Consider the following 21,444-nt stretch of genomic DNA (forward strand, 5'->3'; position numbering starts at 1 on the left):
TACTTTTTTTACCATATAATATAGTATATATTAAGGAGGCTTTATAATGGTTACAAATAAAAAAATAGAGATATTTATAGGTTTATTATATAGTATACTGACTTTAATGCTAATACTTTTAGGATTTGTTTATACGGTTTCCTTTTTAGGTGCAGCTATAAGTGGTCTTATGGCATATATTGCTTTTCGTGGTGATAACGTTACTAATAAATTTGCAAAATTAAAAAAGGGATTCAGACTAAGAAAAAGCGCTAAACATATTTGAATATAACCTTGATTTAGATATCATAAAAAATATCTAAATCAAGGTTATATTATAATATTATTGCTCTTTAAATAATCTGTTAAAATTATTTACTTTATCACTTTTCTCCCGTATAATTCGCTCCTCCCTTTTTACTTTCTCAGTTTCAAGTTTAAATTTACAATTATTTATTTCTATTTCTAATTCATTAATTTGGGATATTATATACCTACACCAAGTTCCTTTTATCGTCCACTTAATTGCATCATTTTTAATTAACACTTTACAACATGACAGCTCATCATTTGCTTTTATTAAAAGCTTTCCAGAATTCTTTTCTCTTACATATAATATAGGGGATTTATATACAGTAAGCACATTTGATTTATCATCAATAAGTTCTATTTCAACATTATGCTCTTCCTCTTGTAAAGATGTGTCACTCTTTACTAAATCGATTATATTTACTTTATCTAGTTTCACTATTATTTTCTTATATCCCAAGGCAACCATATATTCTGGCTCCTCTATGTTAGCATCACTTAATCTTATCTCCCTTATTGTTCTAATGAGTTTATCCACAGTCAAATTAGGCTTTTTATTAAAAAATTTAAACATAATATAAAATTACCTCCCTCTCATCGATTCCACTATTAAATATATGCTTTTATATGTAGATTAATAACATATCCACCCTAAGATTAATATGTTCCAATAAAAAAGAAGCTCTTTTAAAGGGCTCCTCTTCTACGTCTTTATAATTTAATTGCCTTATCTACATATTTAGCAAATAATCCACCTCTATTGCTAAATTCATCTTCATTAATTAATTTACAATCTTCCCTTATTGTTACCTCTGGATTCCTTAATATTAGTTCTATGTTTCTCCCATGCCTGGTCCTTAATTTATTGTAATTATTTTTCACATATTCTAATGAACCCATCATATCATTAATCTCACACTTACCATCTAAAACTTTTTTCCTTAAATCCATTACAAAATCATCTTCTATACACAGATTACCTGAAAAATAATCTAGATTTTCTTGGCACCAGATAGATTTGTCATTTAAATCAACATCAAGTTTTAAAACACTAATTGGTATTTCTAATAATAATTCTACTTCATCAGAGGTTAGTTCTCCCATTGAAAATCTTATTTCGTCTATTATAGTTGCCACTGTACTTAAATTAAAATCACCTGTTTTAAATTTATTACTTATTTTTAGAAATCTTTTCTTTAAAGTTAAACTTCTCATAAATTTTCACCCCCATATTTTATATTCAAGGCGTAGTAATTTTATGTATAACAATTTCATAACTCCTGATATTATTTATTGAAAAACGTTAAAAAAGTGGTTATGATGTGCTAATAATTTAATAGCACTATCATAACCACTTTTTATTTAGTTTTAGTTATATATTATTTAACGCCCATCCATCCAGCAATAACCATCATTTGAACTTCTGATGTTCCTTCATAAATTTCTGTTATTTTTGCATCACGCATCATTCTTTCAATTGGATAATCACTTGAATATCCATATCCACCAAATAATTGTAAACAACGTCTTGTTACATCGCTGGCATTTCTAGAAGCAACTAATTTTGCCATAGCAGCTAAATGTGTAAATTTTTCATGATTATCCTTTGCACATGCAGCTTGATATACTAAAAGTTTTGCAGCTTCTGTATTTGCACGCATTTGAGCAAGTTCAAATTGTGTATTTTGGAATTTTGAAATAGTACGTCCAAATTGAACACGTTCATTAACATATTTAATAGTTTCTTCTATGGCACCTTCTGCAATACCAAGAGCTTGTGCTGCAACACCGATACGGCCTCCATCAAGAGTTGCCATCGCAATTCCGAATCCTTTTCCTTCTTGTCCTAAAAGATTTTCCTTTGGAATTATGCAATTATCAAAGAATAATTCACATGTAGATGATGCTCTAATTCCCATCTTTAATTCATGAGTTCCAACAGAAAAACCTGGGAAATCTTTTTCAACGATAAATGCTGAAATACCCTTTGTTGCCTTACTCTTATCTGTCATAGCTAAAACAATATATACGTCTGCATATCCTGCATTAGTAATAAAAATCTTGCTACCATTTAATACATAATGGTCTCCTTCGAGTACTGCAGTTGACTTTTGCATAGAAGCATCAGTTCCAGCAACTGGTTCTGTTAATGCAAAAGCACCTAACTTTTCACCTGAAGCAAGAGGTTTTAAATATTTCTCTTTTTGCTCATCTGTACCATATGTGTAAATTGGTGTTGCACAAAGACTTGTATGTGCTGAAACAATAACACCAGTTGTTGCACAAACTTTAGATAATTCTTCTACACATTGTACATAACTTAATGTATCCATTCCAGCTCCGCCGAATTCTTCAGGAAATGGAATTCCTAGAAGGCCCATTTCAGCCATTTTTGCTACATTTTCTTCTGGGAAGCGCATACTTTCATCAATTTCTTTTGCGATTGGTTTTACCTCTTTTTCCGCAAATTCGCGGTACATTTCTTGTAATTGTTGGCTATCTTCATCTTGTTTAAAATTCATATCAATTCCCACCTTTTTTTTATTTATGTTTATCGATTGTCTTTTATTAGCTTAAACCATCTAAAGTACAGCATACTTTACCTGGATTCATAATAGTATTTGGATCAAAGGTTTTTTTAATTCCTCTCATTAACTCCATATTTATATCTCCAACGCACTCTAATAAATAGCTTACCTTTCCACTACCAATTCCATGTTCTCCTGAAACAAGTCCGCCACAATCTATTGCTTCTTTATAAATAATATCAAAGAATTTCTCAACTCTTACTTTAAATTCTGCTTCCTCTAAATCATTACTACATTGGTATATGTGAAGATTTCCATCTCCTGCATGTCCAAAACTTCTAATAGTTAAACCACACTCTTCTCCAGTTTTATTTGCAAAAGCAAGATAAGAAGCAATTTTATTTATTGGAACTACTACATCACATTCATCGAGTAACTTTGTTTCTGCCATAATTGCTTCTAAGAAACTAGAACGTGCAGCCCATGCGTCTTTAATTTTTGCAGGTGTATCAGCTACAAGAACATCAATTGCTCCTGCTTCTAATACTATTTCACTTGCTTGTTCTATAAGGTTATTTAATTCATCTTCATCACTTGCGTCGATTGTAACAAGTAAATAAGCATTTGCAGTTACGCCATCAACTACTTGAGGGAATACGCTCTTGCCAATAAATCTTTCACTAGATAATACAATTTCTCTTTCCATAAATTCCAATGCTTGTGGATTCATGTGTTGCATTTTAAATTTAGGAACAGCAGAAATACAATCATCTAGATTTTCGAAAGGAATAATTAAACTTGCAACTGCCTTTGGTGCTATCATAGTTTTCAAAGTAAGTTCTGTAATAATTCCAAGTGTACCTTCTGAACCAATCATTAAATTCAAAAGACTATAACCTGAACTTGTTTTTGATACTGTAGCCCCAAATTTAGTAATTTCTCCTGTTGGAAGAACAACTGTCATTGCACGTACATAATCACGTGTTGCGCCATATTTAACAGCTCTCATTCCGCCGGCATTTGTTGAAACGTTCCCACCTAAACAAGCGGACTTTTCGCCAGGATCTGGAGCATATAATAATCCTTGTTTTGCACAATCCTCTGCAAGGTCCTTGAGAAGTACTCCTGCTTGTACATGAACAACAAAATTTTCTAAGTCATAAGAAAGTATTTTATTCATCTTTGTAATATCAATTAAAACTCCTCCGAGTAGTGGAACTGCACCTCCTACAAGTCCTGTTCCTGCTCCTCTTGGTGTTACTGGTATCTTATTTTCATTACATATTTTTACTACTGCAGCAACCTCTTCTGTAGAGTGTGCCACAAGTACAACTTGTGGAGCTTTTGTCCCATAAATAGGCATTTCATCATGAGAATAATCATCATTAATATCTTCACCTGTTAAAATATGTCCTGGAGCTGCCTCCTGTAATTGCAAGATTAATTCTTCTGTCAATTGATTATACATAGCCATAATAATCCTTCCTTTCTAAACTTTTTCTTACTCTATGATGTTCATGTTTTGATTAATTTCTATAAAAATATTGTTTGGTGGTACTATGGTACTACCACTTTTCTTAAGTTTATCACAATATATATAACAACTCAATCATTTATACAAATTTAATGTAAACATTTACTTTGCTATAGCTTTCTTCATTTCTTCAATCATAACTGGAAGAATTTCAAGTACATTTCCAACAATACCTATATCTGCGATATCAAAAATTGAAGCTTCTTCATCTTTATTAATTGCCACAATATATTTAGAACCTGACATTCCAGATGTATGTTGTGTTGCTCCAGAAATACCACATGCAATATAAAGTTTTGGTGCTACAATCTTTCCTGATTGTCCAACTTGGTGTGTACGACAAATCCAATCACTCTCAATTGGTGGTCTTGTTGCACCTACTACACCACCAAGTACACGTGCTAATTCTTCAACAAGCCCAAAATTTTCTATACTTCCCATTCCACGTCCACCAGAAACAATAACTTGTGCTTCTTCTAAATTGACAGATTCACACATTTCTTTTACTTTATCCAAAATTTTCGCCTTAACAGTACTAGCTGGAATTTCTATTTTTTCCTCTGTAACACCTGCATTTGAACTAGCCTCCGGCTTTGAAAAACTTCCATTTCTAACTGTAACCACGGCTGTTCCGTCTACTTCAAGGCGTTCTAGAATTGTACCACCAAATGCGGGCCTTGTGTATATAACTTTACCGTCAGTTTTATTTATTCCTATTACGTCACTTACACATCCAAGGTTCATACGTCCTGCAAGACGTGGTGCAATATCTTTAGCCATTTCTGTATTTGCGAGTAGTACAATATCTGGGTTTTGTTTCTTAACGATTTGTGATAATACTTCTGTCAATGTATCACAATTCGCCGCAGCCTCTGTAAAAATAACTGGAATTCCTAAAGCAGCTACAGTATCTGCCGCAACCCTGTTACCTACTACAAGAGCTGTTCCTTCTGCATCTAATGCTTTTACTGCACTAATCAGTTCAAGGCTTCCGCCTAATACTTTTTCTCCATCTGTTTCAATAAACAATAATGCTTTCATACTTTCGTTACCCCCTCAATTAGATTGTCTTATCTTTTTTCATTTGCTCGATAGCAGCTTTTACTGCTAGTGTAGCATCCTTTTCATTAATTTTGATACCAGCCTCTCTCTTAGGCGGCTCAACATATTCAATCAAACGTACTTTTGCTTGTTTTACCTCTCCAATTTCTGCTGCAGAGTAAGTTGGAATGACTGCCTTACGACTTTTCATCTTAGTTTTAATTGTAGGATAACGTGGATCATAATTTGGTTTACTTACTGTTATTACAGCTGGAGATTCTATAGAAACTAAATTATATCCTTCTTCAGTTTCTTGATGAACTTCAATGTCAGCATCTTTCAAATTGATCTCAATTGCACTACTAACATAGCTTGTCTTCATTTTTTCAGCAAGTATTGCTCCAACCTGACCAGTAATTTCATCTGTGGATTCCTTTCCACAAAGAATTAAATCGAATTTTTCACCTTTGTCTTTTTCAATTTTATTAATAACATCTGCCAAAACTTCAGCTGTTGAAGTAGCGTCTAAATCTGCATATAAATCATCTTTTGCAAAAAATGCTTCTTTAGCTCCTACAGCAAGACAATTTTTTAACGTATTTAAAGCATCCTCTGCTCCAACAGTTACTACACTAACATCTCCTCCATTAGCTTCCACAAAACGAACTGCGAGCTCTAATGCATATGTGTCAAATGCATTTGCTACCATAGTAACTCCATTCAAATTAGGTTTATTCGTCTTATTATCCAAATGGATTTCAATAGAATCATCTGGAACTTGTTTTACACATAACAGAATTTTCATATTTTCCCTCTCCTTTACGCTTTTACATTATTAAACCGTTTACTTGATAGAACAATTGTATATTTAAATTTTTATAAAGTAGCATTTTTTAAAATTAATTTATATAATAGTACTGTCGATTGGTAATATGGTCCTACCACTTAATTTTATTTTATCACAATGTTTAAGACAACTCAACCATTTATAAAATTTTCTTTATTCATAATTTTGGCATAACGATCTAACCCTAGTATCCACGCCATTGTTGATAGCTGAACGCTTGGTCATGAAAATATATCAACTATCTTAAAACCATATTTGTAGATGATCTTGAAACATCAAAGCATAAAAAAAGTCCGCAAGCACTTATTTTATAAGACTTGCAGACTTTATTCATTCTATTCCCACTCAATAGTGGAAGGTGGCTTACTTGTTATATCGTAAACAATTCTGTTTACTCCCTTAACTTCATTAACTATCCTTCTAGACACCTTATCTAGCACGAGTGGTTTAAATTCTATACAAAATATGTTTTTGATTTACGTCTAATTATTTCAATTATAAACTACTATATTTATAAAATCAATACCCTTTAATATAAACAAGATAACTATTTAATTTAAATGTGAAACACTCTTATATAAGATACGTGCTATATAACCTTTATCCCAATTACCACTAACAAATTTGTGAATGAAGATATCAAGTTCTCTCTATTCACTCCTATCTTATTGTAATTTTTATTTGTTGCTATTACTACGCTTGAACGGTGTAAAATAGTGTCTGTAGAGTAATAGGGTATACCATAGAGTATATGTTGATGGTCTAACACATTTGAGGTCATTAGATATACTCTATGTAAATAAAGCACTTAATTAAAATCTAACTAACCTTAATTAAATCCAACTAAATTTAATTAAGTTGGATTTAACAGAAAAAAGAAAAAAGACCATAAGCGATATAAAGCCTATAGTCATTAATTATTTATCTATGTATCCTGTACCCGAGTTCGGATTGCTCAATATTCCACCTAGAACTAAAATACCTAATAAAGAGTTTGTAACCTCTATGTAGTTTTCTGGTAATACATTTATATTAAAAGATTGTAGTAATAGCGGTATAAAAGCAAATATTGACACCCATAATCCGTAGTTTTTAAATTTTTCCTTCATTTATATATCACACTCCTATTTTTTATTATTATTCTTCTTTGATAAATGGTTTATAGCCTAATTTTTCTAATTCTTTTTTAAGATCATCTGCATTGGATTTTACACCAAAAGCACCAACTTGAACTTTAAATAAATTACTTTTTACTTTCACAGGTGTAAGAGTTGCAACTTTTCCAACTTCTTTATAAGTAATTCCAAGTTGTGATAATATAGCTTTTGTAATAGCCTTTATTATTTCATTTCTCTTGCTATCAAATAAATTATTATCATTCGTATTATCCTCAAATCCAGTTTCTATGAGAATACTTGTACATTTAGTTTCTCTTAATACGTGGAAATTAGCTTCTTTTACTTTCCTATTTACAAATCCTAGAGCGACTAAATTAGCTTGTACTTTATTTGCTAAGCTCTTAGCTTTTGCACTACCATTAAGATAAGTATATACTTCTACTCCTTGAGCTTTCTCAGGCTGAAAAGCATTCCTATGAAAACTAATAAAGTAATTATAAGCTTTTCTATTTTCAAAACTACTTCTAGCACCTAGACTTACCGTAGAATCATTTGTTCTTGTTTCATCAACTGTAATATTATGTCTACGCATTTCACTTGCTACTTCTTTACCTAGTGCTAATACATCATTACTTTCTTTTCTACCTTTATAACATGCTCCACCGTCTGAGCCACCATGCCCGTAATCAAAACATAAACTTGCCATATTAATACATCACTCCTATTATTTATTATCTTTTTTTAATAATTCTTCTACTTTAAGTTTTATGTTTTCAACAACACCACTAATATTATTAATCATTTCAAAATTTTTAGTTAATTCTAAAATAACTTGTTGATAAGTTTTTTCACGTTCTCCACTTTTTTCATCTCGTGCATCTTGCTTTAAATCCCTATCCTTTTGTTGCTTGAGAATATATAACAATAGCCAAACAAACAAAGCATAGCCTAATCCTTCACTCAGTGCCTTTGCAATAATCACTTCCATATGCTCACCTCCAAACCTTATTTTCTTTACTTTTTATAGTTTTGTGTGTATGATAAGCGTATATACTTTCATTAGTGTATATTGACCTCTAAGGTGCATTTAACGATTGCCTTAGAGGTCTTACTCATTTACCTTACCAAAACCAAATCCACCACCACAAAAATATCACCATTCCTTTCTCTATTTTTTTTGCATAAGAAAAGACACTATTTCAAGTGCCTACTTAACATGAACTATTGATATTGGTTTATATATTTCTGTCTCAATCCCAACATCAAACAATACTTTAAAATCACCTATAATTGTGGCACTAAATAAAGCAATTACCTTGCTACCTTCTATTTGTGCCATGCCTGTAGATAATTCAATATCTAAACTATCTATAATCTTATAATTAGCAGAACCTATAACAAAAGTTTCATCACTTTCAAACTCAAAAGCTACTTCTCTTACTTCTCCCACTTTTAAAGTAATCATTAAACCACCTCACAATATGTTATTTTTGACTGTAATTCTGAATACTTGAATCTTGACTGTTTCTCTAAATAAATTACATTATTATTAATCTCAGAATATTTTAAATTATCTTTCGATTCTGAATATGTGAATTTATCCTCTAGTTCTCTGAATGTTATTTCAGAACCTCTCAATATATAAGTATAAACAACTATATTATTAGCTTGTAAAATATTATCTATTGAATTTGATACAATAATTATATTTTTAACTGGAATACTAAGAGGACTAATCCCTTTCACAATATTATTAGCTTTACTAATTATTACACTTGTATTTCTTGTAGTATTAACTCCCACATTACCTACTACACTTGTATTATTTAGTAATATACTTTGTATAAATACGTTCTGACTGGCTTGACCACTAGCAATAACAATAGGAGTATTAGGAATTGTAATGTTTTCTATTACACTTGTAATAATATTTACATTCCTATTTGTTGCTATGCTTATATCATTAATTACACTTGTAACTTTTAGTAATTCATTAACAATATTTATATTTCTACTAACACTAATAATAGGATTATTTGCACTAGAGTTTATTATTAATAAATCATTTGCCACAATTATATTTCTACTAGCAATTATTATTGGATTTATAGGAATTAATGAATTTATTAATAGATTACTCACAATACCTACATTTCTAGTTGTGCTTATTATTGGATTATTTGCATTTATTGAGTTTACTAGTAATTGAACAACAATATTAGTATTTTCAACTGTTATTGTTGATATAGTTGGATTAATGCTTGTTAATGTATTTTCAATAACAGGAACAACAATATTTGCATCAAGTACAACTTCTTCATGGAAATATTTTAAAGTTGGATTAGTTGCACCATCAAGTATTTCCCAATTCATAACCATATTCCATCCAGTAAAAGTTGATGCAGTCGACATTTGTAAAGTCGTTTTAGATGTACCCATTGCAGATACACTAACTCCTGCTTTTTCCTTATCATAAAATTGGTATGTATAAGAAACATAACTTGATGTATAAGAGCCACAAAAACCATATATATAATTTGGAGTAACACCTATTCCAGTAACTTGACCAGTAGAAAAATTGTTATTTAAATATGTGGTATAACTAGATGTTGAATATAATGAACCTACAAATCCACCCACATAATAACGTCCTGTAACACTACCAGTAGCATAACAATTTTGTATAGTTACTTTGTATAGAACTCTACCAAATAAACCACCTAATGTAGTAGCAATCTCGTCTCCTATAATATCCATAGAACTATAACAAAAAGATACAAGTCTTGTAGTGGAACTTTGACATGAGATATAACCTACTAACCCACCACTATAACTAGTTTGAGCATGAAGAACACCACTAGTCATACAATTAAGAATTATAGTTAGTGAAGCATAGCCAATTAATCCACCACCATACCCCAATGTATTATTAATATTACCATTTATAACTCTACAATTTTGAACTGTAACACTAGTAGCTGAACCACAAATACCTCCAACATATCTTGCACCATAAACAGTAATATCTTCAAATCTTACATTCTTAATAATACAAGGTGTATTAACATATCCAAAAGGAGCAGAATTATCATTAGTATTATTAATATACATATTTGAAACTGTATACTCTCCACCGTCAAAACTTCCTAAAAATTTATTTGTTAAATCTCCAATAGGTACAAATCCAACACCCTCATTATAAGGACTAATATTCATATCTATATCATTTGTTAAGAGATAATAAGCAGATAAATTATTTCTAATATCATTAAATTCATCAGCCGAACTAACTAAATAAGGACTTGCACTTGTTCCTAATCCTAACATCTAAAAACCAACTCCCTCCTATGCAGTAGCCACTGTAAATATGCCATTCGCATCAAAAGTTATTATAAAACTACCATTGCTTGAAATTTGATCTGTTTCAAAATCTATATAAGCTATTAGTGGCATGGTTGTAGCAACTCCACTAGTAGAATCATATATAATTCCAAATCTTGCAGTAATAGTACTATTTGCAAGTGTAATATCTGCTCCATCTACTGTAATAGTATTAGTAGAGCCATCATAAGCAACGGTAACACTTGATATAGCTATTCCCCCACTTGTATATCCTGTGCCTACTACCTCATTTGTGATAGAGTTTTTATATATATGTGTTTCTTGATTAGGAACATAAGCACTCGTACACAACATTAATTTTAAACCTGTTGCACCATTACCTAAATTTACCTCTTTATTTAAAGCTTTTAATAAACATTGTCCATACATTTTAGCAATTGCCATATTAATCATTCCTTTCGTTTTATAATTTTACATTAAAATAAGGACTAATAAATTAATATTAATCCTTTCATATATTTATCTATACAGTTACAACACTTGAAGAATCTATTTTTAATGTTAATTTAAGAAGTGTATAGTCTCCACCTTCAATTACTGAATAATCATATTGAGTAAAGTTAAATTTACCTAATCCATCAAATGGTATTGTGTCTAATACTTTTAAAACTTCCTCACCTATCTGACTATTTCTCCTAGCACCTTGACCAACTAACATATTATATTGTTTTGGTACTAACACATCTATATTAAAGAAATTATCTCCTAAAGTAGTATCTTCTGTAAGTTTGCCTGTTACTGGATAAACAAAAATTCTAACTTTAGGAATATTATTAATTCCATCAACGAAACTACCCACTATTAATGAAGGTAAATCACAATTATATATGCTAGTTATAATATCTGGTTGATAAACCCACTCTCCATTAACTTTATCTTTTGCACCTAATGGTAAATTGGTCATATAAGTAACTAACCTCTTTATTGTCTGTGACTCGTCTAAAGTTGAAACTATTTTATTTTGAATATCATCTATTATTTTAATTTTCATTTAATTATCTCTCCTTTTGGTTTAATTATTTTACATTCCATAATTTCTAGCATCTATGTCCATGTATAAGAAACTTCCATCTGTATTACTTGTTGCAGTAAGTACAAACCATCCATTACTTGAAGTTGTTTTAGTTTTTAATTGGCAACTTGTTCCAGTAGGTGTACCAACGAAAACTGCTAAACTCAAATCATCAATTGTCCATGTATAACTATCATTTTCTATGGCTGAACTATCATCATAGCTAACACTATAATCTTGAACATTGCCACTAGTAGTATATAATTCATCTGAGCCATTCATTATTACTGGTTTATTAACTATTACGTCTGATATATTAAAATTCATTGTTGCTCCAACATTTTCATAAGTTGCATTAATATTAACTGTTCCACTAGCTACCATAGTAACTAAACCATTATTATCAACTGCAGCAATATCCTCATTTGTAGATGTATATGTAACTACTGGATTTATTACATCAATTGCCCCATCATTGCAAGTAGGTACAATTTGAAACGTATTTCCTGTATAAGAAGTTGTAGGTGGAGTATTAAGAGTTATTCTAAATGTATAAGTTGGTAAAATAAGTTCACATCTTAGACTTACCATATTTTCAATAGCATCATTTATCGCCATAACCTTATATTCAGCATTATGAAATATAATAGAACTACTAAGTGGAATATAGGTTTTATTATTAACAGTTACTATTATTTCTTTATCAACTACAGGATTAAATCCATCATCAACAACGTCATATACCCTACTTTCAACAATTCCATATAAAGTTATACCACTATAAGTAATTGGTCTACATTTACGCATAGTACCTTTTGAGAATGTACCACTTTTACTAATTTCACCAATTGTAAGCCATTTCAAGCCTTGATAATCAGACATATCACCAATAGTTAATAATTGATTAGATAATATAGTTTTATAATCAATATATTTATCTGAACTATCCTCAAATATAATACTTTTAGCAATATTATTAATCTTAATTGCTTCAACTTCACTAACAAATACTTCCATGCAATCCCTATATCTTATTATTTTAACTACTTGGAGAATTTCATCATCAACTTTTAAATATGTTCCCTCTTTTACACTTGGCTCAATTTCTAGGTACAAACGTTTATATCCACTAATTGAATAGTTTTTTAATTTAACATCTTGATTATATTCCTGTACGTCTACAAGTATACTTTTGCCTGTGTTATTAGGGTTATCCCCCAATACTTTGATTTTTGTATTTAAAAACATATTATACCTCCTAACCTAATAAATTACAACTTGGACAAGGTAGTAAATCTTTCATTTCATCAGTAATACTTATTGCTCTATAACTTACACTTGTAGTTCCAAATCTTTCATTGGATATACGTTCTTTACCTTTAATATTGAAAGCACTTAAAACACCTACAATAATCGCATCTTGAAAATTCTCTTCAATATTAGTATCTGTATAAGTTTCACTATTCAAGTAGTGTTTTATTGCAGTCTTTGTTCTACGTATCAATATATTTAATACATCATCAGACTCACTATTTTTACCTAACATTATATTTAAATCATCTAATATAACCATAATATCCCTCCTAAATTATTAAAATCTAAAAAATGAGAGAAAGGTTTCCCCTTCCCTCAAATTAATTATGCTTAAACTAATGCTACTGTGTAGAATAATACTGCTACTGCATCATCTCTAAGAGTACAAGCATCATATATTGCAAGACCTCTAATACCATCAGCGAAAGCAGTCTGTAACCGCAGAGCTTCCATTTCATCTAACTGTTTGCCAAATCCAATAGCAGACTTGTGCATAGCAACAACTTTACCTGCTCCAACTTCCTCGGATATAACTACTGCCATACCATTGATATTAACTCCATCAACTAAGCCATTAGCAAGAACTACTGGATTAAGAGTAAATCTAGCATCTTTTTGTAGTAAGTTTAAGTAATCTGCATTAACTACAACAAATCTATCACTAACAGGAGTTTTAGATTTACTAAGTTTAGTTCCTAAATCAACTATAAGGTCATAAGCTTGAGTAACTTTTGTAATAGATATAGGAGTAGCAAGTAAACCTATTTTATTAGCTGTTTTAACTCCAACTTGAGCAACGCCTAGTACATAAGCATCAATAACTTCTGCTAATACTTGAGCATGTTCCAAAGTTGTAGCATTAAGAACATCACCAGCTAATTGAACTTTATCAGCATCATCAAGAGAAAATGCAAAATATTTCTTTTGAGCGAATATTAATTCTATAGGAGTAGTATTGATAGTGTCCCAAGCTATAGCACCTGTATAATCCTTAATTGCTCCTGTTCCAACTCTATTGAATGTAACCTTAGAACCATTTACGTCAACGGGCGCAGTCGTAATAGCCTCTGCGATTGATACTGAATGAAAATTAGCTAGTAAAGAACCTTCCCATAATTGTTTCTTGAATGAATTGACTGACATATAAATAACTTCCTTCTTTTTATAATGTGCTTGTTTAATGTCGAGCCACCGACTAAGTTGTTAATATAATTATTAATTCAACTTATTTATTTTTGATTTTTGCAAACGCTTGAGCAATTTGTTCGCTAGTCATGGTATCAGCATTTTTTAATATATCTGCGTAAGAATCATCATTAACTATTGGTGAACCTTTTGGTGGTGTACTTCCACTACCTTTTAATCTCTCAGCAACCATTTTCTCTATGTGTGTAGCAAATACTCCCTCTAATTTTCCAAGATTAGCAATTGTAGTAGGCTCATCAACTCCTATAAAGAAGTCCATCAAGTCCATAGGCAATTTCTTTTCTTGAGCAATTTTCATTGCAGAATTAGTTAAGTCTTTGTGTGTACTCTCCTTTTGCATATTTTCAATCATTAATTTTAATTCATTAACTTTTGCATCTTTTGGATCTAAAGTTGGATATAGTTCTTTTACCTTAGAATCAACTAACCCTTGAAGATTATTTGTTTTCCAAGTATCTAAACTTTTCTGACTATATTTATCATTACTAGAGTCCATAAAACTTTTGAAATCTGCATCATTTAATTTACTTTTAAATACCTCAAGAGTCGGTGCGACCTTCAAACTATCCATATATGTTTTTACTTCATTACCCTCTACATTGTTAGTTGTTAAATATTCTTGTACCTCTGCGAAATTTTCTATTGCCATAATAATTACTCCTTTTGCCCCTATGGACTCTTACAAACCCAAGACGCATTTTATTTTTGTTTTTATCTGTTGAATGTTTTTTTCAGTTCTATTACTTACAAAAGAACTCGTTGTAATAATTTTTTGCATAATAAAAAGACTAACTATAAGAGTTATCTCAAATAATTAATCCTCTGTATCAAAATCTATTTCATTATCCATTAACCAATTATCAAAATCTTCATCAGCAAATAGCATTATTGATGGTGTAATCCATGTAATACTCTCAATCCACATGCACCTACAAGCAGAATGTTGAGGAATACTAGGTCTAGTGCTATCAAATATAGTATAAGTATTTCCATCAAAACTTCCACAATCACTACAAGTACGTTTATCTAAAATAGCAGAATATTCTTGCATTTCAATACTCATTGCAATTCCTAAACTTACTATAGCTTGAGCCTGTATTCTTGTAATCTCTGACTCAACTAATCTGTGCGTTTTAAATGAATCTGTTGCCATAACTTTAGTAACATCATTTGTAACAACATCTAAATAGGATTTTCCGACTATAGCTAATTTAATAACATCTTTTAGCTTATTAATAGTCTCAAGTTTATTTTTCAATATCCTATCTGAATATAATTTGCCATCAATTGCAGTGTTAACTTCTTTAGCAGCAACTTTTTTGTTAAGTTTATTGAATTTTAGTGGTTTTTTAAGTCCACTATTAATTACAAAAGCATTACGATAATATGTATTTTGATAATTTCTTGTTAGAATATCAGTTACATTTTTTATCTCATGCTTTCCTAATTCATTACCAATTATTTCTAATTTATTATCAATATCCTTAATAAGTCTCTTTTGATAAATAGAAGTTAGCTTGAGCAATCCTTCTTTACTATCTGTTGTAAATAGTAATGCTAATAGTAAAATTATTTCATCAAGTTTTTTCTTTTTCTCCTTATATACAACTTTCATTTCTTTATCAGAATAATTATACCCTTGTCTTGCTATATCCTCTATCAATGTTTTATATTTAGGATTTAGCTTAGATTTTTTAGACATTATTCCTCACCACCAATAGTTTTAACTGGCTCAACCATAGGCTTAACATCAATAGCACCTTTAGTTTCTGCATCTGTTAATAATCCCATACCAATACTAGTTTCCTCTTGTTCAGCCTTAATCTTTTGACGTTCAATAAGACTACTATCAATAAAACTAAGTTGTGATAATCCTGTATCAAGACTTAATTTGTCCCCTAGATTATTAATAATTTGACTTAAAATTAAATCATCTTGAGGTAAATTGCTAGTGAATTTAACAGTAATATCCCTAACATCATATTCTTTTCCTGTTAACTTTTTAAGATATATGAATAACATTTCAATTCTAGTTTTAATAGTATCTTCAAGTGCTTGTTGATTAAGTTTAGCTTTACTGGATAATCCAATTATTTTACTTCTCAATGCAATACCGCTCACATTGCTAGAAGTTTTCTCATTCTGATTAATATGGTCGGTTAATTGGTACATTTTATCTTCTAAATTATTCAATGTATTCTGAATAAAACTATCATTAAGATTTTTAAGCATATACTTAGCATCACCATCTTTAGAAGTAATCTGAATAACACCTTTTTTCTTTAGCTCTGGAACGTCTTTATCCTCTAATTTTGTACCTTTTATAACAATATAAGAACTACGTGTATCTGTTAATTCATTACTTGAGTCACTAGTATTAGTTTCTAAGGCATCTTGTAACATCTTGATTTCTTTATATATAGTGTTATCGGTCTGTTCCTCACTTAATTGTGCTATAGCAATAGGAACTCTACCGAAATAATGTGGTTTACTTGGAGCAACTTCTTTAAAATTAGCATCTAAATGTAGTAATTCTGTATCAGTATATAAATCTATGTATACTTTAGTATCAAAATTCTTCTTAAATATGTACATAAAGAATTGTAATTCACCATAATCATCAGCATAAGCATAGCCACTTGTCGGTGGTATGATTTTAGCCATGAACTCACCAGTAACCTCATTTATATAATATAATTCATATGCTTGAGAATATATTAACATTTGTTTATCTAAATTTGTGTTGTGACTTGCACTCCACAAGCACGTATAAAATTCTATATCCTTAATTATTTGGTCATTATTAGATTTACTAGTTATTTGTAAGGGTACACCTAAACTAAAGGAAACCTCTTCCAAAACAAACTTTTTAACATAGTTCATACCAATTACATTATTTGCTCTATCAGTTTGAAATTGATAATTCTTTTGAGCATCTGTATTTCCTTTGAAATATTCATACATTTTCTCAAATAGTGGTTTCTTTTTCTTAAAATCTGCATAGCAACTCTGTAATAATTTCTTATTTATTTCCATATATTAAATACCTCACTTTCTTATTTATTTATTTTAGAATAATCTCCTATCAAGTAGTGTAATTACTCCAATTGTTTCTATGCTCATTATGTCTATTAAGCCTTGTGCAATATTATCAATTCCATCATCGTGCAAAGTATATTTTTGCCCCTGAAATAAGAGTATTTGGTCTGTATATTCCTTATCATCTTCATTAAAAATTATTTGACCATTATTAATACTATCTACACAAGTCATAATTTTTTCATCCTTATTAGTTCTTTGCATTTTATTAATAAAAGTAATATCCCTAGTGGATAGTTCATCATCTAATGCCATTAATTCTTGTATTTTAAGAACATCAGTTCCCATATATAGATTTTTCTCTATTGAAACATGAGTTATTTGTTTATCATCTTTTATCATTTCACATATTTTCTTACACAAATCAATAAATCCTAGTTTGATTAATTTTGCAGTAGGCACATATGTAAATCCATTAGCATCACACTCTTTTAATACTGCAATTGCTGAATAATCGGACTTATCTTTAGTTGAACTAGCTGGGTCACAAATTAAGAGACATCTATCGAAATTATGTTCGTTTATTTCCTCTGTTGTCTGTTTCCTAATAGACTTAAACCACTTAACACCAACATTCTTAGAGTCACACTGTAATTCTTGCATGAAAGCGATACGTGAAGTAAAGTATTTTTGTGCTAATACATCACATTGATATTTTTCCCAAATAGTAGGAAACTCCATTTCAGATTTATGTTTTGTATAGTATTCCTTGAGCATAATGTCTTTATCTTCTTTATCAATTTTATCATTTAAAAGTAGAGTCCTATAGAATTGCCATTGAACATGATTTTCAAAATATTCATCAACATCAAAATTACACACTTTTCTATGAAATACTTTAAATGTAGCATCATTCTGAATATAATTTACAAAATCATCGCTAGCTAAAGGTGTCCCTATAATCAAAATTTTTGAAGCTGACTTGATTTTGACTCCATTTCTCCATACCTCTGTATCTCCAACTTCTGAAACTTCTTTAGTAAATTTATTAATAACCTTTAATTTAGCATTATCATTGAGAATATCATCTTCTGATAAAATATCGTCAAGAATAATTGTGCTAGGTCTGAATATTCCTTTTAAACTACCATGCACTGTTCCACGAACACTAGAACCCCAACTGAAAGCCATAATTTTACAATAGTTAGTTAATTCTAGTTCCTGTTTATTAATAACATTATTTCTCTTATCAATTAACTTACCAAAAGACTTAACTATATATGGATTTTCTAACATAACTCTTGTGTCACCAATAAAAGACTCTGAATCACTGGATTTATTACCTATTACTATCGTGTATGGAGATAACTCATAACAAGCTAGAAAACAACTTAATGCTTTATTAATTATTGTTGATTTTGCTATTCCTCTGGGGAGAATAAATTCCTCTTTATCATATAAATCAGCTATAAACATTTTTTCAAGTTCCTTCCATACTAATAGATGTACTTGGGCTAGGTTACGAACGAGGTTATTTTCCTTAGGTATAAATGTATCTTGTAGATAATACATACAAAAGTATTCCAGACTTTTTCTACCAATAGATACACTTAATCCATTTTTACCGAATAAATTATCACTATGTTTCTTGATTAATTCTTGTGTAGATTTATCTGCTTGTATTTCAGTTGCTCCATTTTTTAAATATTCTCGTCTTATATATTTGTAAAGTAAATATCTATTAAATTTATCATTATCAAGTTCAAAATCTATATTATCGTATATCATTTTATCTCTCCTTTCTGAAATTTAGGCATAAAAAAATACACCTAAATTTACATAAAGGTGTTCTTAGGTGTTATAGTTATATAATTGTGTTGCACATAAGTTACTTAATTGAGTAAATAATACACATATAATACGTTTGTAATATATGGAAATATATAGTAATAGTTAATCCTCAATTGGTAGTAATAGGTAGTAATGTTCACAATCGCCATAAGTGGCTTTAGTGGAATAGTTGTATTACTATTATGTTATAGTTGTATTATTGTTATTATTATATTAATGTTATTATTATATTACTGTAGTGTTACTGTTGTAGTAGAATTATATTATTATAGTTGTAGTATGGATGTAATTTATTAAAGTTATAAAAATATTATAAAAAATATTAGTGGATATAATAGTATGGTAATTGATGGTAATAGTTTAGTTGGTAATAGTTTAGTTGGTAATAATTTACTTTTATTTTATTATTGCTAAAGTTGAAAAATTATATAAAAACTATAGTGTCTACTACCAAGCATTATTTTTTATCCTAATTAGAATGGTGGGTATATGTCGAATAATATATATTTATATCTAATCACACCATTTAATATATTCACATATCTATATATATCACAGTCAATCTTGTTGCATTAAAAAAGACACTAACATAAAGTTAATATCTATTTATTACTATGGCTATTTAACATTGATTGAACTCTACCAAATACTATCTTGTTAATTATTACTGGCTGATTACCTAGTTTCTTTATATCTGAATGAGTTAATATTCCTTTATAAAAATCATTAGTTAATATATTCTTTATAGATTGCTTAGTGAATTGTTTACCTATATTTGTAGTATATCCCTCATGATCTAAGTACCTCTTAACTTTACCTAATGATTGTAGTTCAATATACTTCTTATATATTAGTAATACTATCACTGCTTTATCATTATCTATTATAATCTTAGCATTATTATCCCACACATATCCAATAGGTGCTGTACCACAAGCCTTATCACCCTGTATAACCTTAGTCTTTCTACCTTTAGCTAACTTCATTCTTATTTCATTACGTTGAAACCTATCCATAGCAGTTACTACATCATTAATAAATCCATCAGTTGCATTAGTTTCATATAGATTGAATGTTGGTTGCTCTATACTTATTACATTAGAGTTCAACTCTATTAGCTTACGTTGTGTGTATGCTTGAGAGTATATGTCTCTCCACAGTCTTGATGTATTCATTACTACTACTGTATCTATACCATTAGTTAGACTACTTAGTAACTCATTGAGTCCTTCTCTTGTTTCATCTGTACCACTTATCCCTCTATCCTCATATATTGTTACTAACTCTAAGCCATTAACCTTACAATAGTTCCTAATAGATTGCTGTTGTGTCTCTAATCCATATCCATGTTCAGCCTGTGTTGATGTACTTACTCTTATATAACCATATACTTTATTACTCATACCATATCACACTCCTTATCCATCTAAGATAAGTATAGCTTTTAACTATATAAGTGTCAATGGTTATTCATAACCTTATACATTTTTGTTTAAAAAGTGTTGGTATTACTATGTTTTAGTGCAATATATCTTTTATAAAGATAAGCATATAAGTATATAGATATATATATACTTCCCTTTTAAAAAAGAGATACCTACTACAGCGGTAACATAGATGTAGTCTACTTATATAGTAGATATACTATACCTTACATATACTACACTTATGTTATACCTCTATTAAAATGATGGTTTTATTTACTTATTCATTACTAACAACCTTAAACTTAGTAAACTCCTCATTCAATTCATCTTCACTAATCTTACTATCTGTCTCTTTCTCTGTTATATCTTGATTCCTGTTGATGTTCTTACCGAATGAACTCTCATATATAAATATTGAAGCATCTAATTTAATCTTCTCACTACTTGAATTATTAGCTAAATTGATTATATTATCAATAGCCATCTGTCCTTTCGCTATCATTCGACATTTCCCTTCCACTTCTAAGGCAAGTTTTAATTCAAGTGACCTTGTCTGTAGAGAAGCCTTAAACTCTTCATTCAATTTCCATCTATATAGATTCCTAGGTGTAGTCTTACATTTCTTAGCTATATCCTCATTCTTCATCTCTCCCAACGATAATAATTCTACTGCTAATAGTTGATTTTCTGTTAACATTTACTCACATCCTTCCTGTCATTTCAGTCATATCATTTGCATTTATTGGGTACAATAAAGTCCTGCTGCAATCACATATTGCTTATTTATAGACAAATAAAAAACACCCAAATTAATGAATGTTCATTTACTATTTTAAT

24 protein-coding genes are annotated in these 21,444 nt (G+C 29.9%); 1 reads left to right on the forward strand and 23 read right to left on the reverse strand.

Features of this window, described 5'->3' with window-relative positions; translation table 11 throughout:
• Window positions 1-46: 46 nt before the first annotated feature.
• Entirely contained in the window at window positions 47-265 is a 219-nt protein-coding gene (locus KPL55_RS11295) for a hypothetical protein (RefSeq protein WP_216306821.1), read from the forward strand.
• Between the two features lie 57 nt (window positions 266-322).
• Here KPL55_RS11295 and KPL55_RS11300 read toward each other — a convergent pair whose 3' ends face one another.
• The 23 genes from KPL55_RS11300 to KPL55_RS11410 form a co-directional block, all read right to left on the reverse strand.
• Window positions 323-862: a hypothetical protein gene (locus KPL55_RS11300; RefSeq protein WP_216306822.1), complete on the reverse strand. Its 540-nt coding sequence runs from the start codon at window positions 860-862 to the stop codon at window positions 323-325.
• A gap of 137 nt (window positions 863-999) precedes the next feature.
• A complete protein-coding gene (locus KPL55_RS11305; protein WP_216306823.1) occupies window positions 1,000-1,503 on the reverse strand; it encodes a hypothetical protein in 504 nt (167 codons plus the stop codon).
• Between the two features lie 164 nt (window positions 1,504-1,667).
• A complete protein-coding gene (locus KPL55_RS11310; RefSeq protein ID WP_216306824.1) occupies window positions 1,668-2,810 on the reverse strand; it encodes an acyl-CoA dehydrogenase in 1,143 nt (380 codons plus the stop codon).
• Window positions 2,811-2,856: 46 nt separating this feature from the next.
• Window positions 2,857-4,290, reverse strand: coding sequence for a D-lactate dehydrogenase (locus KPL55_RS11315; protein WP_216306825.1), 1,434 nt, complete (start codon window positions 4,288-4,290; stop codon window positions 2,857-2,859).
• 162 nt (window positions 4,291-4,452) lie between these two features.
• Window positions 4,453-5,391, reverse strand: coding sequence for an electron transfer flavoprotein subunit alpha/FixB family protein (locus tag KPL55_RS11320; RefSeq protein ID WP_216306826.1), 939 nt, complete (start codon window positions 5,389-5,391; stop codon window positions 4,453-4,455).
• Window positions 5,392-5,410: 19 nt separating this feature from the next.
• Entirely contained in the window at window positions 5,411-6,196 is a 786-nt protein-coding gene (locus KPL55_RS11325) for an electron transfer flavoprotein subunit beta/FixA family protein (protein WP_216306827.1), read from the reverse strand.
• Between the two features lie 377 nt (window positions 6,197-6,573).
• The gene (locus KPL55_RS11330) at window positions 6,574-6,714 is read right to left on the reverse strand and encodes a GMP synthase (glutamine-hydrolyzing) (protein WP_376770440.1); all 141 of its coding nucleotides are present in this window, start codon (window positions 6,712-6,714) and stop codon (window positions 6,574-6,576) included.
• A gap of 441 nt (window positions 6,715-7,155) precedes the next feature.
• Window positions 7,156-7,347, reverse strand: a complete 192-nt coding sequence (locus KPL55_RS11335) for a holin (RefSeq protein WP_216306828.1) — start codon at window positions 7,345-7,347, stop codon at window positions 7,156-7,158.
• Window positions 7,348-7,375: 28 nt separating this feature from the next.
• A complete protein-coding gene (locus KPL55_RS11340; protein ID WP_216306829.1) occupies window positions 7,376-8,062 on the reverse strand; it encodes an N-acetylmuramoyl-L-alanine amidase in 687 nt (228 codons plus the stop codon).
• Window positions 8,063-8,080: 18 nt separating this feature from the next.
• Window positions 8,081-8,344, reverse strand: coding sequence for a BhlA/UviB family holin-like peptide (locus KPL55_RS11345; protein WP_216306830.1), 264 nt, complete (start codon window positions 8,342-8,344; stop codon window positions 8,081-8,083).
• Window positions 8,345-8,563: 219 nt separating this feature from the next.
• A complete protein-coding gene (locus tag KPL55_RS11350; protein WP_216306831.1) occupies window positions 8,564-8,821 on the reverse strand; it encodes a hypothetical protein in 258 nt (85 codons plus the stop codon).
• A complete protein-coding gene (locus KPL55_RS11355; RefSeq protein WP_216306832.1) occupies window positions 8,821-10,683 on the reverse strand; it encodes a hypothetical protein in 1,863 nt (620 codons plus the stop codon). The genes KPL55_RS11350 and KPL55_RS11355 overlap by 1 nt, the downstream gene beginning before the upstream one ends.
• A gap of 18 nt (window positions 10,684-10,701) precedes the next feature.
• A complete protein-coding gene (locus tag KPL55_RS11360) occupies window positions 10,702-11,142 on the reverse strand; it encodes a hypothetical protein (protein ID WP_216306833.1) in 441 nt (146 codons plus the stop codon).
• Window positions 11,143-11,221: 79 nt separating this feature from the next.
• Window positions 11,222-11,749: a YomW family phage-derived protein gene (locus KPL55_RS11365; RefSeq protein WP_216306834.1), complete on the reverse strand. Its 528-nt coding sequence runs from the start codon at window positions 11,747-11,749 to the stop codon at window positions 11,222-11,224.
• 30 nt (window positions 11,750-11,779) lie between these two features.
• Window positions 11,780-13,018, reverse strand: a complete 1,239-nt coding sequence (locus KPL55_RS11370; protein WP_216306835.1) for an Ig-like domain-containing protein — start codon at window positions 13,016-13,018, stop codon at window positions 11,780-11,782.
• A 10-nt stretch (window positions 13,019-13,028) separates the two neighbouring features.
• A complete protein-coding gene (locus KPL55_RS11375; RefSeq protein WP_216306836.1) occupies window positions 13,029-13,343 on the reverse strand; it encodes a phage head-tail connector protein in 315 nt (104 codons plus the stop codon).
• A gap of 71 nt (window positions 13,344-13,414) precedes the next feature.
• The gene (locus KPL55_RS11380) at window positions 13,415-14,227 is read right to left on the reverse strand and encodes a phage major capsid protein (RefSeq protein WP_216306837.1); all 813 of its coding nucleotides are present in this window, start codon (window positions 14,225-14,227) and stop codon (window positions 13,415-13,417) included.
• An 82-nt stretch (window positions 14,228-14,309) separates the two neighbouring features.
• Entirely contained in the window at window positions 14,310-14,939 is a 630-nt protein-coding gene (locus KPL55_RS11385) for a DUF4355 domain-containing protein (protein ID WP_216306838.1), read from the reverse strand.
• A gap of 165 nt (window positions 14,940-15,104) precedes the next feature.
• Window positions 15,105-15,992, reverse strand: a complete 888-nt coding sequence (locus tag KPL55_RS11390) for a structural protein (protein WP_216306839.1) — start codon at window positions 15,990-15,992, stop codon at window positions 15,105-15,107.
• A complete protein-coding gene (locus KPL55_RS11395) occupies window positions 15,992-17,326 on the reverse strand; it encodes a phage portal protein (protein WP_216306840.1) in 1,335 nt (444 codons plus the stop codon). The genes KPL55_RS11390 and KPL55_RS11395 overlap by 1 nt, the downstream gene beginning before the upstream one ends.
• Before the next feature lie 33 nt (window positions 17,327-17,359).
• Complete coding sequence (locus tag KPL55_RS11400; protein WP_216306841.1) at window positions 17,360-19,117, reverse strand: terminase large subunit; 1,758 nt, start codon at window positions 19,115-19,117, stop codon at window positions 17,360-17,362.
• 665 nt (window positions 19,118-19,782) lie between these two features.
• Window positions 19,783-20,583 carry a recombinase family protein gene (locus KPL55_RS11405; protein WP_216306842.1) on the reverse strand — a complete coding sequence of 267 codons (801 nt, stop codon included), beginning with the start codon at window positions 20,581-20,583 and terminating at the stop codon, window positions 19,783-19,785.
• A gap of 301 nt (window positions 20,584-20,884) precedes the next feature.
• On the reverse strand, window positions 20,885-21,304 hold the full coding sequence (locus KPL55_RS11410) for a hypothetical protein (RefSeq protein WP_216306843.1): 420 nt from the start codon (window positions 21,302-21,304) through the stop codon (window positions 20,885-20,887).
• Between the last annotated feature and the right edge of the window lie 140 nt (window positions 21,305-21,444).

This window comes from Clostridium lacusfryxellense (assembly GCF_018861735.1).
In the GTDB taxonomy this organism is placed as follows: Bacteria; Bacillota; Clostridia; order Clostridiales; family Clostridiaceae; genus Clostridium_AD; species Clostridium_AD lacusfryxellense.

Bases quoted from the DNA above. Each gene is read 5' to 3' on its own strand.
- KPL55_RS11295 (WP_216306821.1), top strand. From the start codon at position 47: ATGGTTACAAATAAAAAAATAGAGATATTTATAGGTTTATTATATAGT.
- KPL55_RS11300 (WP_216306822.1), bottom strand. From the start codon at position 862: ATGTTTAAATTTTTTAATAAAAAGCCTAATTTGACTGTGGATAAACTC.
- KPL55_RS11305 (WP_216306823.1), bottom strand. From the start codon at position 1,503: ATGAGAAGTTTAACTTTAAAGAAAAGATTTCTAAAAATAAGTAATAAA.
- KPL55_RS11310 (WP_216306824.1), bottom strand. From the start codon at position 2,810: ATGAATTTTAAACAAGATGAAGATAGCCAACAATTACAAGAAATGTAC.
- KPL55_RS11315 (WP_216306825.1), bottom strand. From the start codon at position 4,290: ATGGCTATGTATAATCAATTGACAGAAGAATTAATCTTGCAATTACAG.
- KPL55_RS11320 (WP_216306826.1), bottom strand. From the start codon at position 5,391: ATGAAAGCATTATTGTTTATTGAAACAGATGGAGAAAAAGTATTAGGC.
- KPL55_RS11325 (WP_216306827.1), bottom strand. From the start codon at position 6,196: ATGAAAATTCTGTTATGTGTAAAACAAGTTCCAGATGATTCTATTGAA.
- KPL55_RS11335 (WP_216306828.1), bottom strand. From the start codon at position 7,347: ATGAAGGAAAAATTTAAAAACTACGGATTATGGGTGTCAATATTTGCT.
- KPL55_RS11340 (WP_216306829.1), bottom strand. From the start codon at position 8,062: ATGGCAAGTTTATGTTTTGATTACGGGCATGGTGGCTCAGACGGTGGA.
- KPL55_RS11345 (WP_216306830.1), bottom strand. From the start codon at position 8,344: ATGGAAGTGATTATTGCAAAGGCACTGAGTGAAGGATTAGGCTATGCT.
- KPL55_RS11350 (WP_216306831.1), bottom strand. From the start codon at position 8,821: ATGATTACTTTAAAAGTGGGAGAAGTAAGAGAAGTAGCTTTTGAGTTT.
- KPL55_RS11355 (WP_216306832.1), bottom strand. From the start codon at position 10,683: ATGTTAGGATTAGGAACAAGTGCAAGTCCTTATTTAGTTAGTTCGGCT.
- KPL55_RS11360 (WP_216306833.1), bottom strand. From the start codon at position 11,142: ATGGCAATTGCTAAAATGTATGGACAATGTTTATTAAAAGCTTTAAAT.
- KPL55_RS11365 (WP_216306834.1), bottom strand. From the start codon at position 11,749: ATGAAAATTAAAATAATAGATGATATTCAAAATAAAATAGTTTCAACT.
- KPL55_RS11370 (WP_216306835.1), bottom strand. From the start codon at position 13,018: ATGTTTTTAAATACAAAAATCAAAGTATTGGGGGATAACCCTAATAAC.
- KPL55_RS11375 (WP_216306836.1), bottom strand. From the start codon at position 13,343: ATGGTTATATTAGATGATTTAAATATAATGTTAGGTAAAAATAGTGAG.
- KPL55_RS11380 (WP_216306837.1), bottom strand. From the start codon at position 14,227: ATGTCAGTCAATTCATTCAAGAAACAATTATGGGAAGGTTCTTTACTA.
- KPL55_RS11385 (WP_216306838.1), bottom strand. From the start codon at position 14,939: ATGGCAATAGAAAATTTCGCAGAGGTACAAGAATATTTAACAACTAAC.
- KPL55_RS11390 (WP_216306839.1), bottom strand. From the start codon at position 15,992: ATGTCTAAAAAATCTAAGCTAAATCCTAAATATAAAACATTGATAGAG.
- KPL55_RS11395 (WP_216306840.1), bottom strand. From the start codon at position 17,326: ATGGAAATAAATAAGAAATTATTACAGAGTTGCTATGCAGATTTTAAG.
- KPL55_RS11400 (WP_216306841.1), bottom strand. From the start codon at position 19,117: ATGATATACGATAATATAGATTTTGAACTTGATAATGATAAATTTAAT.
- KPL55_RS11405 (WP_216306842.1), bottom strand. From the start codon at position 20,583: ATGAGTAATAAAGTATATGGTTATATAAGAGTAAGTACATCAACACAG.
- KPL55_RS11410 (WP_216306843.1), bottom strand. From the start codon at position 21,304: ATGTTAACAGAAAATCAACTATTAGCAGTAGAATTATTATCGTTGGGA.